Consider the following 15559-nt stretch of genomic DNA (forward strand, 5'->3'; position numbering starts at 1 on the left):
GTCGTTTTTCCGAGCATGCCAGCCGCTGATCGCGGCCGTATGACCGCCAAAATGCTGACATGTTCCTCACCTCGGACCCTTTTCCGTACTTTGTTTCCCCCTGGAGATCCCCATGGCGCTTGAACGCTGCGACGTGGAAAAGATCGCCCATCTGGCCCGCCTGGGCCTGAATGAAGGCGAGCTGCCACGCATTACCGATGCCCTGAACAGCATTCTCGGCCTGGTCGACCAGATGCAAGCGGTCGACACCAATGGCATCGAGCCACTGGCCCACCCGTTGGAGGCCAGCCAGCGCCTGCGCCCCGACCAGGTCACCGAAAGCAACCAGCGTGAGGCCTACCAGGCCATCGCGCCGTCGACCGAAAGCGGTCTGTACCTGGTTCCCAAAGTCATCGAGTAAGGGATAGAGCCTGCCATGCATCATTTGACCCTGGCCGAGATCGCCCGCGGACTCGCCGACAAGTCGTTTTCCTCCGAAGAGCTGACTGGCGCCCTGTTGGCGCGCATTCAGCAGCTCGACCCGCAGCTCAACAGCTTCATCAGCGTCACCGAGGAGCTGGCCCTGGGCCAGGCCCGTGCCGCCGACGCCCGTCGCGCCGCTGGCGAAACCGGCGCGCTGCTGGGTGCGCCCATCGCCCATAAAGACCTGTTCTGCACCACCGGCATCCGCACCAGCTGCGGCTCGAAGATGCTCGACAACTTCAAGGCGCCGTACGATGCCACCGTGGTCGCCAAGCTGGCAGAAGCCGGCATGGTCACCCTGGGCAAAACCAACATGGACGAGTTCGCCATGGGCTCGGCCAACGAGTCCAGCCACTACGGCGCGGTGAAAAACCCGTGGAACCTCGAACACGTCCCGGGCGGCTCGTCCGGTGGCTCGGCTGCCGCCGTGGCCGCCCGTCTGTTGCCGGTCACCACCGGCACCGACACTGGCGGCTCGATCCGACAGCCGGCTGCCCTGACCAACCTCACCGGCCTGAAACCGACGTACGGTCGCGTTTCGCGCTGGGGCATGATCGCCTACGCCTCCAGCCTCGATCAGGGCGGCCCGCTGGCCCGCACCGCCGAGGACTGCGCCCTGCTGCTGCAAGGCATGGCCGGTTTCGATGCCAAGGACTCCACCAGCATCGACGAACCGGTGCCGGACTACAGCGCCAACCTCAATGCTTCTCTGCAAGGCCTGCGCATCGGCCTGCCGAAGGAGTATTTCGGTGCTGGCCTTGACCCGCGCATTGCCGAACTGGTGCAAGCCAGCGTCAAGGAGCTGGAAAAGCTCGGCGCGGTGGTCAAGGAAATCAGCCTGCCGAACATGCAGCACGCCATCCCGGCGTACTACGTGATCGCCCCGGCTGAAGCGTCCTCCAACCTGTCGCGCTTCGACGGCGTACGCTTCGGCTACCGTTGCGAAGAGCCGAAAGACCTCACCGACCTGTACAAGCGCTCCCGTGGCGAAGGCTTCGGGGTCGAGGTGCAGCGCCGCATCATGGTAGGCACCTACGCCCTGTCGGCCGGCTACTACGACGCGTACTACGTGAAGGCCCAGCAGATCCGCCGCCTGATCAAGAACGACTTCATGGCCGCGTTCAACGATGTTGACCTGATCCTCGGCCCGACCACGCCAAACCCGGCCTGGAAGCTCGGCGCCAAAAGCAGCGACCCGGTCGCCGCCTACCTTGAAGACGTCTACACCATCACCGCCAACCTGGCGGGCCTGCCGGGCCTGTCGATGCCAGCCGGCTTCGTCGATGGCCTGCCGGTGGGCGTGCAACTGCTGGCCCCGTACTTCCAGGAAGGCCGCCTGCTCAACGTCGCGCACCGCTACCAGCAAGTCACCGACTGGCACACCCGCGCCCCCAACGGCTTCTGAGGAATTCACACATGCAATGGGAAGTTGTGATCGGGCTGGAAATCCATACCCAGCTGGCCACCCAGTCGAAGATTTTCTCCGGCAGCGCCACCACCTTCGGCTCCGAGCCGAACACCCAGGCCAGCCTGGTTGACCTGGGCATGCCCGGCGTGTTGCCGGTGCTGAACCAGGAAGCCGTGCGCATGGCCTGCATGTTCGGCCTGGCCATCGATGCCGAAATCGGCAAGCGCAACGTGTTCGCGCGCAAGAACTACTTCTACCCCGACCTGCCCAAGGGCTACCAGATCAGCCAGATGGACCTGCCGATCGTCGGCAAGGGCCACCTGGACATCGCCCTGGAAGACGGCACCATCAAACGTATCGGCGTTACCCGTGCGCACCTGGAAGAAGACGCCGGCAAAAGCCTGCACGAAGACTTCAGCGGCTCCACCGGCATCGACCTGAACCGCGCCGGCACTCCGCTGCTGGAAATCGTTTCCGAGCCGGACATGCGCAGCGCCAAGGAAGCCGTGGCCTACGTCAAGGCGATCCACGCACTGGTGCGCTACCTGGGCATCTGTGACGGCAACATGGCCGAAGGCTCGCTGCGCTGTGACTGCAACGTGTCGATCCGCCCGAAAGGCCAGGCCGAGTTCGGTACGCGCTGCGAGATCAAGAACGTCAACTCGTTCCGCTTCATCGAGCGCGCGATCAACAGCGAGATTCAGCGCCAGATCGACCTGATCGAAGACGGCGGCAAAGTGGTGCAGGAAACCCGCCTGTACGACCCGAACAAAGACGAAACCCGCTCGATGCGCAGCAAAGAGGAAGCCAACGACTACCGTTACTTCCCCGACCCGGACCTGTTGCCGGTGGTGATCGAGGACAGCTTCCTCGAAACCGTCCGCGCCGGCCTGCCAGAGCTGCCGCCGCAGAAGGTCGAGCGCTTCCAGAGCCAGTACGGCCTGTCGGCGTACGATGCCAACGTGCTGGCCTCCAGCCGTGAGCAAGCGGACTACTTCGAACAGGTGGTGAAGATTGGTGGCGACGCCAAGCTGGCCGCCAACTGGGTCATGGTCGAGCTGGGCAGCCTGCTGAACAAGCTGGGCATCGAGATCGACCAGTCTCCGGTCAGCGCCGAGTTGCTGGGTGGCATGCTGCTGCGCATTCGCGACAACACCATCAGCGGCAAAATCGCCAAGACCGTGTTCGAAGCCATGGCCGCCGGTGAAGGCGACGCCGACAGCATCATCGAGAGCAAAGGCCTCAAGCAGGTCACCGATACCGGTGCGATCGACAAGATGCTCGATGAAGTGCTGGCTGCCAATGCCGAGCAGGTCGAACAGTACCGCGCGGCAGATGAAGCCAAGCGCGGTAAGATGTTCGGCTTCTTCGTCGGCCAGGCGATGAAGGCTTCCAAAGGCAAGGCCAACCCGGGGCAAGTGAACCAATTGCTCAAGGCCAAGCTCGAAGGGTGAGCTGAATAGAAGCGGCGAGGGCTTCGCCCTCGATCGCGGCTAAAGCCGCTCCTACAACCCCTACCCTGTAGGAGCGGCTTTAGCCGCGATGGGCCGCAACGCGGCCCCCTTCGCCCTCGGAGCATCCAATTTGCTAAAACGTTCCCTCAGCACCCTGGCCCTCTTCTCCCTCTTGGCCGGCTGCGCCAGCCACGACATCGACCCCAGCGGTTACGACAAGACCGGCACTGCGTCCTATTACGGCTCCCGCCACCACGGCAAACGCACTGCCAGCGGCGAACCCTTCAACCAGCATGGCCTGACCGCCGCCCACCGCAGCCTGCCCTTCGGCAGCCGCGTGCTGGTCACCAACCTTGCCAACCAACGCCGCGTGGTAGTTCGCATCAACGACCGTGGCCCACACACCCGTGGCCGTCTGATCGACCTGTCACGCGCTGCAGCAGAAAAAATCGGCATGATCCGTAGCGGAACGGCGCGCGTCCGGGTACAAGGTCTGAGCGACTGACCTGACTGGAGCCCTACCATTTTCGACCTGGCCACCCTGCCCACCTTCAGCCTTCTGCAACTGGGCACCGCCCTGCTGCTGCTGATCGCCGGCGCCGAGCTGCTGGTGCGCGCCGCCTTGCGCCTGGCGCAGCGCCTGCACGTGCGACCACTGATCATCGGCTTGAGCCTGGTGGCATTCGGCAGCACCGCCCCACAACTGACCGTCAGCCTGCAGGCCGCGTACCAAGGCGCTCCCGACGTTGCAGTCGGCAGCGTTATCGGTAGCAACATATTCAACGTGCTGGTCATCCTGGGCCTGGCCGCGCTGATCATTCCGCTGCGGGTATCGCGCCAGCTGGTACGCCTGGATATCCCGCTGATGATCGCGGCTAGTGCCTTGGTATACGCGCTGGCCGCCAACGGCCATCTGGGGCGAACAGAAGGTTTGTTGCTTTTGCTGGGGCTGGCGGGCTACCTGGCCATGCTCTGGCACCAGTCACGCCACTACGCCCGCACGTACCCGGCACCCAAGGCCATCACCGCCAGCGCGGGGCGCTTCTGGTCCGGCACGCTGCTACAGGTACTGTTTGGCCTGATTCTGCTTAGCCTTGCCGGCCACCTGCTGCTGGAGGCCGCCGTCGAGGTCGCGACCGACCTGGGCCTGTCCGAGCGCATCATCGGGCTGACTGTGGTCGCCGTATGCACCTCACTGCCAGAACTGGCTGCCGCGCTGATTGCTGCCATCCGCGGGGAGCGGGAGATTGCCGTGGGCACCGTCATCGGCAGCAACTTGTTCAACCTGCTGGCGGTACTGGGCCTGACCGCGCTGGTCACGCCCGAACCATTGACCATTTCACCCAATGCCCTGGGCTTCGACCTGCCGGTAATGCTGGGCGTGGCAGCCCTCAGCCTGCCGGTGTTCTACTCCGGCTACAGAATTACCCGCGCCGAAGGGTTGGTGTTTCTGAGCCTCTACCTGGCCTATGGGCTGCACGTGGTGGCGTTCACCACGGGCATGCCGCTGGCCGGTCGCCTGGAGCGGTTGATGCTGTTCTATGTGCTGCCGGTGCTTGCCCTGGTGTTGCTGTACACCACGGTGCGCGCCTGGCGGCGCCAACACTGAGCGAATGGCGTGAAAAAATCACCGCCTGGCAGATCGAGCGCCGCGCATGCGGCGCCAGATTGCAAAGCCATCAGCGTTTGCCCTGACGAGCCTTCTTCAACTTGAACGCTACCCACAACACCGCGATCCACGCGGGGATCAACATCACCGATATCCGGATGGGCGGCGTCAGGTACATCACCACCAGAATCAGCACGATGAACGCCAGGCACAGGTAATTGGTGACCGGGTGCCCCCAGCTCTTGTAGAACGGGGTAATGCCTGCCGCCAGCTTGGCCTTGCGGAACTTCAGGTGGGTGATGCTGATGCTCGCCCAGTTGATCACCAGCGCAGACACCGCCAGCGCCATCAGCAAGCCAAACGCTTCACCCGGCATCAGGTAGTTGATCAGCACGCACATGCCGGTGGCGAAGGCCGACACACCCAGCGCCGTCAGCGGGACGCCGCTGCGGCTTACCTTCAGCAGCTGACGCGGCGCATCGCCCTGGCTGGCCAGGCCGAACAGCATGCGGCTGTTGGCATACACGCAACTGTTGTAAACCGACAGCGCAGCCGTCAGCACCACGATGTTGAGGATGGTCGCCACCAGGTCGCTGTCCAGTTCGTGGAAAATCATCACAAACGGGCTACCACCCTGCACCACGTTCTGCCACGGGTACAACGACAGCAGCACCGCCAGGGCACCGATGTAGAAGATCAGGATGCGGTAAACCACCTGGTTGGTCGCCTTGGGGATGCTCTGGCGTGGATTGTCCGCTTCGGCCGCAGTGATGCCTACCAGCTCAAGGCCACCGAACGAGAACATGATCACCGCCAGCGCCATGATCAGGCCGGTCACACCGTTGGGGAAAAACCCGCCGTACTGCCACAGGTTGGCAACGCTGGCATCCGGGCCACCATGGCCGCTGGCCAGCAGCCAGCCACCGAACACGATCATGCTCACGATGGCCACAACCTTGACCAAGGCGAACCAGAATTCCATCTCGCCGTAGACCTTCACCTGGGTGAGGTTGATCAGGTTGATGACCACGAAGAAGATTGCCGCCGTGGCCCAGGTCGGGAACTCCGGCCACCAGTACTGCACGTAGATGCCGACTGCCGTGAGCTCGGCCATGCCCACCAGCACGTACACCACCCAGTAGTTCCAGCCCGACACAAAGCCTGCGAATTCGCTCCAGTACTGGTGGGCGAAGTGGCTGAAGCTGCCGGCAACCGGCTCTTCGACCACCATCTCGCCAAGCTGGCGCATGATGAAGAAGGCCATCAGGCCTGCAATGGCGTAACCCAGCAGCACGGAAGGGCCGGCCAGTTGAATGGTCTGGGCAATGCCCAAAAAAAGCCCGGTGCCAATGGCACCACCCAGCGCAATCAGCTGGATATGGCGATTCTTCAGCCCGCGCTGCAAACGCTCGGGCGTGCTCTGGTCTTGCATGAAATGTCCTTTGGTCAGGGGGCAGTGTTATTGGCGTTATGTGCAGTCAAGGATCTAGATCCATCCGCCCCACTGCAAGATGAAGATACCGATATTGGTAGTAATCGCCGCCATCAATGTCGTAATCACAATGATCGAAGCGGCCAGTTCGTGGTTGCCGTTGGCGGCGCGGGCCATTACGTAGCTGGCTGCAGCAGTCGGGCTGCCGATGTACAGGAACAGGATGCCCAGTTCAGCGCCACGGAAGCCGCACAACCAGGCACCGAGCGTACCGATGATCGGCAACCAGACCATTTTCACCAGGCTGGCATCGACGGCCAGCTTGCCGCTGTCACGCAGCGCCGAGAGCGACAGGGTGCCACCGATGCAGATAAGCGCCAGCGGCAGTGTCATCTGGGCCAGGTAATCGCCCGAGGTCAGCAGCCAGTTGGGCAACGGCACCTGGCCGTATGCCATGGGCGTGGCGACCAGCACGCTGATGATCAGCGGGTTGCTGAAGATGCTCTTGCAGATGCTCCACGGGTCGGACTTCAAATCCGGGCTGTACACCGCCAGCACCACGGCCGACAGCGAGTTGTACATGAGGATCACCAGGCCCGCCAGCACCGCGCCCAGGGAAATGCCGTAGTCGCCATACAAGCTGGCGGCCAGCGCCAGCCCGATCACGCCGTTGTTACCGCGAAACGCGCCTTGGGTGTAGATGCCGCGCTCGGCCAGCGGGCTGCGCCAGATGGCCATGCCCCAGGCCACGGCGAAGCCCACCAGGGTAGCGGCGACGAAGTAGAGGATGACGCCGGGTTTTACGGCTGAGTCGAGGTCGGCGTGGTAGATGCCCAGGAACAGCAATGCGGGCATGCAGACATTGAACGTCAACTGCGAGGCAACCCGGTTGAAATTGTCGTCGATCAGGTGGATGCGTTTGAGAAACACGCCCATGAACAGCATGGCGAAAACCGGGGCCGTGATGTTCAGCGTCTGGATAAGAAGGGCGAGCATGCGCTAGCGATCCTGGGAGGGGTTGCCGTTAGGGGGCTAATGATACGCGAATGCGGCGGGGATCGAGGCAATTTAAAGATATGCGCTGCTTGCATCGCGGATAAATCCGCTCCCACAACGGCCGTGTAGGAGCGGATTTATCCGCGATGCAGGCAACGCTTTATCAGCGGCGAACGGGCCGCTTCTGCAACTTGCGCTGCAAGGTGCGCCGGTGCATGCCCAGCGCACGTGCAGTCGCCGAGATATTGCCCTCGTGCTCGTTCAGCACGCGCTGGATGTGTTCCCACTGCAGGCGATCCACCGACATCGGGTTTTCCGGCACCAGGGTATCCAGGTCGGCATGCTCGGACAGCAACGCCGCCAGCACATCGTCCGCATCCGCCGGCTTGCACAGGTAGTTGCAGGCGCCGCGTTTTACCGCTTCGACCGCCGTGGCAATGCTCGAGTAACCGGTCAGGATCACCACGCGCATCTCCGGGTCCAGCTCCAGCAGCTTGGGCAACAGCACAAGGCCCGAATCGCCTTCCATTTTCAGGTCCAGCGTGGCGTAGTCCGGCAAGTCCTGCTGCGCGAGCTTCAAGCCTTCTTCGGCAGAAGGCGCGGTGCTGACGCGGAACCCGCGGCGGCTCATGGCGCGGGCCATGACCCGGGTAAAGGTGGCATCGTCATCCACCAGCAGCAGGTGCGGCAGCTCTTCGCCTTCGACCTGGTTTTCTTCGCTCATATCTCTTCTCCTCGCTTGCCATGGGGCAGGCGCAGTTCGGTCAGGGTGCCACCCTGTTCATGACTATAGAGTTTCACCGAACCGCCCGCACGGGTCACGCTGGCCTTGCTCAAGAACAGGCCCAGGCCGAAGCCTTTGCCCTTGGTGGTGATGAAGGGTTTGCCGATGGCTTCGGCAATGGCCGGCGGCACGCCGGGGCCATGGTCGCGGATGCTGATGACGATGTCCTGAGTGTCCCAGTCCAGGCGCACTTCCAGGTCATCAGGGCAGGCATCGGCGGCATTGTTCAGCAGGTTGAGCAGCGCCTGGGTCAGGTCTGGCGGAGGCGTCAGGCGTGGCACCTGCCCGTCGCGCAGGCGCTGGAAGCGGTAACTGGCCTCGGGGCGCATCAGGTGCCAGCGGTTAAGTGCTTCGTCGAGCCAGGCGGTAACGTCCTGTTCCACGACAGCCAGGCGGCGATTGGCTTCGGCGGCGCGTACCAGTTGCTGCAATGTCTCTTTGCACAGCTTGACCTGGTCCTGAAGGATTTGCAGGTCTTCTTGCAACAAGGGGTCTTTGTGATCCTGGCGCATCTCATTGAGCAGCACGCTCATGGTTGCCAGTGGCGTGCCAAGCTCGTGGGCCGCGCCAGCAGCCTGGGTGGCCACGGCCAACAGTTGCTCGTCACGCAGGCTCTCTTCCCGGCGCTCGGAGCGCAGTTGCTCCTGGCGGCGCAGCTCTTCGGCCATGCGCGCGGCAAAGAAGGTAATCACCGCAGCGGCCAGGGCGATACTCAGCCACATGCCGTAAACCTGCATCTTGTCCCGCGCCATTGGCAGGCCTTCGAGCGGGTAGAACTGCACCAACAGCATGCTGTAGGCCGTCAGCGCGATGCCCGACAGGATCAGCGAATAGAGCCAAGGCAGGGTCACCGCGGCAATCGCCAACGGCACCAGGTAATAAGAGACGAACGGGTTGGTCGAGCCGCCTGAGTAATAAAGCAGCGCACTGTGGATCAACAGGTCGCAGGCCAGCTGCAAGGCGTACTCAAGCTCTGTGACCGGCAGCGACAAGCGCAGGCGCAGTGCGGTGAAGGCACACAGCAGGGACGACAACGCCAGTGTCGCGGCCAGTGAAAGCCACGGCAACGGCAGCAGTTCGGTCCAGTAGGCAACGCCCACGGAACCTGCCTGGGCGGCCAGAACCAGTACGCGAATGACGGTCAGGCGCCAGAGGTTCTGGCGGGTGGCGGATAACGGTTGTACGGCGGCGAGCATGAGCTCTCCTGATGAGTGCTCCAGGAAAATCGGCTGGAGTATACCGAAACCGGGCGCCTCGCTGCGGCGATGCGGCAAACCGCCACACTTTGTCACAGGTTCATGATGGCACTTATGAACCCACTACACTGATCCCGGTCTGATGGGCCATGCGTGGAATGGATCACCATGAACCACGCCTATTATTGCCAAGGAGCTCTACATGCATATCCCTCGTCGCGGCGCTGCCCTCGTCCTGTCCTGCGGCCTGCTTGCCAGCCTGCCGGCGCTGGCCGCCGATGAACCGCGCTACAACCAGGTTTCGTTGCGCGCTGAAGTGAGCAAGGAAGTGGCACGTGACCTGATGGTCGTGACCCTTTATAGCGAAGCGCAGAACACCGACCCAGGCAAGCTCGCCAAACAGATCACCGAGACCATGAACAAGGCCGTGCAGCAGGCCCGGCAGGTCAAGGACGTGAAAATCAGCCAGGGCAGCCGCAACAGCTACCCGATCTATGACAGCAAGGGCCAGAAGATCACCGGCTGGCGCGAGCGCGCCGAGCTGCGCCTGGAGGGTGCAGACTTCCCTGCCCTGTCCCAGCTCACCGGCGAGTTGCTGCAAGACCTGAAAATGGGCGGCATGGACTTCTCCATCGCACCGGCAACGCGCAAGGCCAGCGAAGATGATCTGCTCAAGGATGCGGTCAATGCGTTCAAGGCCCGCGCGCAGTTGGCCACCGAGGCATTGGGCGGCAAGGGCTACAAGGTGGTCAGCCTGAACCTGAACAGCAGCGGTTACCCGCGGCCCTACATGCGCAGCGCGCCGATGGCGATGAAGGCCATGGGTGCCGATGAAGCGGCACCGGCGCCGGATATCGAGGCGGGTACAAGCGAAGTCAGCATGAATGCTGATGGGATGATTGAAGTTCAGATGCCCTGATTAACGTGTAGGAGCGGATTTATCCGCGATACAACCACCGCAGTGGATGGCACCGGCTTCGCCGGTGTTCGCGGCTGAAGCCGCTCCTACAGGTGCGCGCGATCGCAACCAAAATTACATAAGATTCAGACACTTCCTACGCACCACTTCCGTGCATCCTACAAAGTCCTGCACCTCGAAACATCCCGTAAAAAGCCATCATTTCGCCCACGCAAACGTTCAACTTCGTTGAAAGTTATACGGATGCGACATCCATGTACGTCCGTTCCACATTTCTGGCGTCAACTATCCTTCCGACTGTTGCATTGGGAACACCCCCTGCATAAGTATCCGCAGGTCGGCTCACGAGGCCACCTCAAAACCAAAAATGACAACAATGAGGCCACCATGCTCAAACACGCAGTCATTCCGTTCCTGCTCGGCGCAGGTTTGCTGACAGGCGCACCGATTGCCCATGCCGCGTCCAACCTGGTGTTCTGCTCCGAAGGCAGCCCGGCAGGCTTCGACCCGGGGCAATACACCACCGGAACCGACTTCGACGCCTCGGCCGAAACCGTGTTCAACCGCCTTACCCAGTTCGAACGCGGCGGCACCGCTGTAATCCCGGGCCTGGCGACCAAATGGGAAGTGGCCGACGACGGCAAGACCTATACCTTCCACCTGCGTGAAGGGGTCAAGTTCCACACCACCGACTACTTCAAGCCAACCCGCGAATTCAACGCCGACGACGTGCTGTTCACCTTCAACCGCATGCTCGACAAGGACCACCCGTTCCGCAAGGCGTACCCCACCGAATTCCCGTACTTCACCGACATGGGCATGGACAGCAACATCGCCAAGGTGGAGAAGCTTGACGACCATACCGTGCGCTTCAGCCTCAACAACGTCGATGCCGCGTTCATCCAGAACCTGGCCATGAGCTTCGCGTCCATCCAGTCGGCCGAATACGCCGATCATCTGCTCAAGCAAGGCAAAGCTGCTGACATCAACCAGAAGCCGATCGGCACCGGCCCGTTCGTGTTCAGCAAGTACCAGAAAGACGCGCAGATCCGTTTCAAGGGAAACAAGGACTACTGGAAGCCCGAGGACGTGAAGATCGACAATCTGATCTTCGCCATCACCACTGACGCCTCGGTACGCATGCAAAAACTCAAGAAAAACGAGTGCCAGGTCACCTTGTTCCCGCGCCCGGCCGACATCGAGCCGCTCAAGGCCGACAAGAACCTGCAGATGCCTGACCAGGCTGGTTTCAACCTGGGTTATATCGCCTACAACGTGATGGACAAGGTCAAGGGCAGCAACGAGCCTAACCCGCTGGCCCAGCTTAAGGTGCGTGAAGCCCTGGACATGGCGGTAGACAAGAAAAAAATCATCGAGTCGGTTTACCAAGGTGCCGGCCAGCTCGCGGTCAACGCCATGCCGCCCACGCAGTGGTCCTACGACGACACCATCAAGGACGCCGCGTACGACCCGGAAAAGGCCAAACAACTGCTCAAGGAAGCCGGCATCAAGGAAGGCACCGAGATCACCCTGTGGGCCATGCCCGTGCAACGCCCCTACAACCCCAACGCCAAGCTGATGGCCGAAATGCTGCAGTCCGACTGGGCCAAGGTCGGCATCAAGGCCAAGATCGTCAGCTACGAGTGGGGTGAGTACATCAAGCGTTCCAAAGGCGGCGAGCAAGGCGCCATGCTGATTGGCTGGAGCGGTGACAATGGTGACCCGGACAACTGGCTGGGCACCCTGTATGGCTGCGACGCGATGGAAGGCAACAACTTCTCCAAGTGGTGCTACAAGCCCTACGACGACCTGATCAAGCAAGCCAAGGCTACCTCTGACCAGGCCAAGCGCACCGAACTGTACAAACAAGCGCAGCATATCCTCAAGGAGCAGGTGCCGATCACTCCGATCGCCCACTCCACCGTGTATCAGCCGATGAGCGCCAAGGTGAAGGATTTCAAGATCAGCCCCTTCGCCCTGAACGCGTTTTACGGCGTGAGCGTGGAAAAGTAACCACGGGCTGACTCCGCCCACTCCCGCACATGACTCCCACCCCGGCGCTACCCGCGTCGGGGATGGGGCCCTGTTGCCGTCATTCGTACCCCGAACACGGCGTAAACAGACGCACGAGGATCAGAAATGCGCCACACCACCTTGCTTACCACCCTGGTCGGCCTTGGCCTCATGGCCCAGGCCCCTGCCCTGCTGGCCAACAACCTGGTGTTTTGCTCCGAGGGCAGCCCGGCCGGCTTCGACACCGCCCAGTACACCAGCGCCACCGACAACGACGCGGCCGAGCCGATCTACAACCGCCTCGTGGAATTCGAACGTGGGGGCACCGCGGTGCACCCTGCATTGGCCACGAAGTGGGATGTGTCGGACAACGGCCTGCAATACACCTTCCACTTGCGCGAAGGGGTGAAGTTCCACGCCAACAAGGCCTTCACGCCCAGCCGTGACTTCAACGCCGACGACGTGCTGTTCACCTTCAACCGCATGCTCGACAGGCAGCACCCGTTCCGCAAGGCCTACCCCACAGAGTTCCCCTACTTCGTCAGCATGGGCCTGGACAAGAATATCGCCCAGGTCGAGAAAACCGGGCCGCTGACCGTGGTATTCACTCTGAACAAGGTCGACGCCGCCTTCGTCCAGAATGTGGCCATGAGCTTTGCCTCGATTCTCTCTGCCGAGTACGCCGAGCAATTGCTGGCCAGCGGGCGCCCCAGCGACATCAACCAGCAACCGATCGGCACCGGCCCGTTCGTGTTCCAGCGCTATCAGAAAGACTCGCAGATCCGCTTCAAGGGCAACAAACAGTACTGGGCGCCTGATGAAGTGAAGATCGACAACCTGGTGTTCTCGATCAACACCGACCCTTCGGTGCGTATCCAGAAGCTGCGCCGCAACGAATGCCAGGTCACCCTGCACCCGCGTCCGGCCGACCTGCCGGCGCTCAATGCCGACGGCAAGCTGCAGGTGCTGCAACAGCCGGGCTTCAACCTCGGCTACATCGCCTACAACACCCAGCACCCGCCGTTCGACCGCCTTGAAGTGCGCCAGGCCATGGACATGGCAGTGAACAAGCAGGCGATTCTGCAAGCGGTGTATCAGGCGTCCGGGCAACTGGCGGTGAATGCCATGCCACCCACCCAATGGTCTTATGACAACAGCCTCAAGGACGCCCCTTACAACCCGGAAAAGGCAAAGCAACTACTCCAGCAAGCCGGAATCAAGGAAGGCACCGAGGTCACCCTGTGGGCCATGCCCGTACAACGCCCCTACAACCCCAACGCCAAGCTGATGGCTGAAATGCTCCAGGCCGACTGGAACAAATTGGGCCTGAAGGTGCGCATCGTCAGCTACGAATGGGGCGAGTACCTCAAGCGCATGAAAAGCGGTGAGCACGACATCGCCCTGATCGGCTGGACCGGCGACAACGGCGACCCGGACAACTGGCTGGGCACCCTCTACAGCTGCGATGCCATCGGCAGCAACAACTACTCGCGCTGGTGCGACCCTCAATACGACAGCCTGGTCATGCAGGCCAAGCAAGTGACCGATCGCGAACAGCGCACGGCGCTGTACCAGCAGGCCCAGCAGCGGCTCAAGCAGCAGGTGCCGATTACCCCGGTGGCGCACTCGACGGTGAACCAGCCAATCAGCGCCAAGGTGGTCGACTTCAAGGTCAGCCCGTTTGGGCGCAATGACTTTTCCGGCGTGAGTGTGGAGTGACCTTTAACCTTCGCCGGCCTCCCCAAGATTTCGCCCGGCAACACCGGGCAAACCTGGCAACACCGCAGCAATAAACCCGGCCCACAAGGCCAGGCCATAACTAAAAGAAAGAACGGGAGCTTCAACCTTGAGACCTATTACCTTGACCGCGCTGGCAGTAGCCATCGGCGCACTCTCCACGCTCGCCCAGGCCGATACCCAAAGCCAGGACTACGTCCCGCTAAGCCTCAAGAGCAGCAGCGAACAGGACGACGCAAAAGGCTTCATCGACGGCCAGAGCCTGTCCGGCACCACCCGCAACTGGTACGCCCGCGAACGCGCCACCCGTGCGCCGCTGTGGAAGTACTACAAAAGTGACGGCACTCGCCACGACACCCACAGCCGGGATAACTGGCTGCAAGGCACCATCCTCAATTACAGCTCCGGCTTCACCCAGGGCACCGTGGGCTTCGCCGTGGAAGCCGCCGGTTACAACGCCATCGCACTGGAACAAGGCCGAGCGGCTATCGCCGGGCCGAACAACCGCACCCTGACCCACAGCGACGGTGACCCCATCGGCCAGTGGAGCAAGATGGGCCTGGCCAACGTGAAGGCGCGCGTGTCCAACACCACCCTGACCGTCGGCCGCCAGTCGGTGGACACGCCGATGATCGCCTACATTGGCAACCGTGCCCTGCCATCGAGCTTCCAGGGCGCGTTCCTGCACAGCGCCGAGTTCGACAACCTGTCATTCGATCTGGGCACCTTCGACCGCGTCTCGCCGCGTACCGAGCAGAGCCTGAGCAAGTTCCGCAGTGAATACGGCGCCACCGGCGTAGAAACCGACCGTGCCAGCACCACCGGCATCAACTACCAACCGCTGAAAAGCCTGACCACCAGCCTGTACGCCACCAAGGTCGACGACTTCTGGAACCAGTACTACTTCGGCGCCAACCATGTGCTCGGCGACAGCGCCGTGCTCAGCCTGACCACCGGCCTGAACTACTACAAGACCGTGGACGAAGGCAGCAAGAAGATGGGCGAGATCGATAACGACACCTACAGCCTGTCGTTCGGCCTCACCCACCAGGCCCACACCCTCAGCGCCTCGTGGCAGCAGGTAAACGGCAACGAATACTTCGACTACCTGCACGAAACCAACGGCATCTACCTGGCCAACTCGCTGCTGTCGGACTTCAACGGCCCGAACGAGAAATCCCTGCAGATTTCCTACGTGCTGAACATGGCGCCATACGGCGTGCCGGGGCTGAAGTTCAACGTGTACAACGCCCGCGGCTGGGGCATCGACGGCACCCACTACAAGGGCACCGCCTATGACGTCACCGGCATGGACGGCGAAACCCACTACGAGTGGGGCATCGGCACCAGCTACGCCGTGCAGAGCGGGCCGCTGAAAGACACCAGCATCCGCGCCACCTACACCGCGCATCGGGCCAGCAAGGCCCAGGCCGACGGCAGCCTGGACGAACTGCGGATCGTGACCACCATTCCATTCAACATTCTCTGACCGCTGACGCCACGGCCCACCTACCCTTGGGCCGTGGCGGCTACGCTGGAATCAATGCAA

13 protein-coding genes are annotated in these 15559 nt (G+C 62.1%); 9 read left to right on the forward strand and 4 right to left on the reverse strand.

Annotation, left to right across the window (positions count from 1 at the left end; all coding sequences use genetic code 11):
* Positions 1-112 precede the first annotated feature (112 nt).
* The 5 genes from gatC to PVV54_RS21490 all read left to right on the forward strand — a co-directional run bounded on the left by gatC (position 113) and on the right by PVV54_RS21490 (position 4933).
* A complete protein-coding gene (gene gatC / locus PVV54_RS21470) occupies positions 113-400 on the forward strand; it encodes an Asp-tRNA(Asn)/Glu-tRNA(Gln) amidotransferase subunit GatC (RefSeq protein WP_274907161.1) in 288 nt (95 codons plus the stop codon).
* 15 nt (positions 401-415) lie between these two features.
* Positions 416-1867 carry an Asp-tRNA(Asn)/Glu-tRNA(Gln) amidotransferase subunit GatA gene (gene gatA / locus PVV54_RS21475; RefSeq protein WP_274907162.1) on the forward strand — a complete coding sequence of 484 codons (1452 nt, stop codon included), beginning with the start codon at positions 416-418 and terminating at the stop codon, positions 1865-1867.
* Between the two features lie 11 nt (positions 1868-1878).
* A complete protein-coding gene (gene gatB, locus PVV54_RS21480; protein ID WP_274907163.1) occupies positions 1879-3324 on the forward strand; it encodes an Asp-tRNA(Asn)/Glu-tRNA(Gln) amidotransferase subunit GatB in 1446 nt (481 codons plus the stop codon).
* Between the two features lie 130 nt (positions 3325-3454).
* Positions 3455-3829, forward strand: coding sequence for a septal ring lytic transglycosylase RlpA family protein (locus PVV54_RS21485; RefSeq protein WP_274907164.1), 375 nt, complete (start codon positions 3455-3457; stop codon positions 3827-3829).
* Between the two features lie 60 nt (positions 3830-3889).
* Positions 3890-4933, forward strand: a complete 1044-nt coding sequence (locus PVV54_RS21490) for a calcium/sodium antiporter (RefSeq protein ID WP_274910483.1) — start codon at positions 3890-3892, stop codon at positions 4931-4933.
* Positions 4934-5003: 70 nt separating this feature from the next.
* Here PVV54_RS21490 and PVV54_RS21495 read toward each other — a convergent pair whose 3' ends face one another.
* The 4 genes from PVV54_RS21495 to PVV54_RS21510 form a co-directional block, all read right to left on the reverse strand.
* Positions 5004-6365 (reverse strand): amino acid permease, encoded by a 1362-nt coding sequence (locus tag PVV54_RS21495; protein ID WP_274907165.1) that lies wholly within the window; start codon positions 6363-6365, stop codon positions 5004-5006.
* A gap of 54 nt (positions 6366-6419) precedes the next feature.
* Positions 6420-7361, reverse strand: a complete 942-nt coding sequence (locus PVV54_RS21500) for an AEC family transporter (RefSeq protein WP_274907166.1) — start codon at positions 7359-7361, stop codon at positions 6420-6422.
* Between the two features lie 163 nt (positions 7362-7524).
* Entirely contained in the window at positions 7525-8085 is a 561-nt protein-coding gene (locus tag PVV54_RS21505; protein ID WP_274907167.1) for a response regulator transcription factor, read from the reverse strand.
* Positions 8082-9341 (reverse strand): ATP-binding protein, encoded by a 1260-nt coding sequence (locus tag PVV54_RS21510; protein WP_274907168.1) that lies wholly within the window; start codon positions 9339-9341, stop codon positions 8082-8084. The genes PVV54_RS21505 and PVV54_RS21510 overlap by 4 nt, the downstream gene beginning before the upstream one ends.
* A 202-nt stretch (positions 9342-9543) precedes the next feature.
* Here PVV54_RS21510 and PVV54_RS21515 point away from each other — a divergent pair, with 202 nt between their 5' ends.
* From PVV54_RS21515 to PVV54_RS21530, 4 genes are all read left to right on the forward strand, one after another.
* On the forward strand, positions 9544-10260 hold the full coding sequence (locus PVV54_RS21515; protein ID WP_274907169.1) for an SIMPL domain-containing protein: 717 nt from the start codon (positions 9544-9546) through the stop codon (positions 10258-10260).
* Between the two features lie 387 nt (positions 10261-10647).
* Positions 10648-12273: an ABC transporter substrate-binding protein gene (locus tag PVV54_RS21520; protein WP_274907170.1), complete on the forward strand. Its 1626-nt coding sequence runs from the start codon at positions 10648-10650 to the stop codon at positions 12271-12273.
* A gap of 126 nt (positions 12274-12399) precedes the next feature.
* Entirely contained in the window at positions 12400-13992 is a 1593-nt protein-coding gene (locus tag PVV54_RS21525) for an ABC transporter substrate-binding protein (RefSeq protein ID WP_274907171.1), read from the forward strand.
* A 127-nt stretch (positions 13993-14119) separates the two neighbouring features.
* On the forward strand, positions 14120-15499 hold the full coding sequence (locus tag PVV54_RS21530; RefSeq protein ID WP_274907172.1) for an OprD family porin: 1380 nt from the start codon (positions 14120-14122) through the stop codon (positions 15497-15499).
* Positions 15500-15559: the final 60 nt, after the last annotated feature.

It is taken from the genome of Pseudomonas sp. PSKL.D1 (genome assembly GCF_028898945.1).
GTDB lineage: Bacteria > Pseudomonadota > Gammaproteobacteria > Pseudomonadales > Pseudomonadaceae > Aquipseudomonas.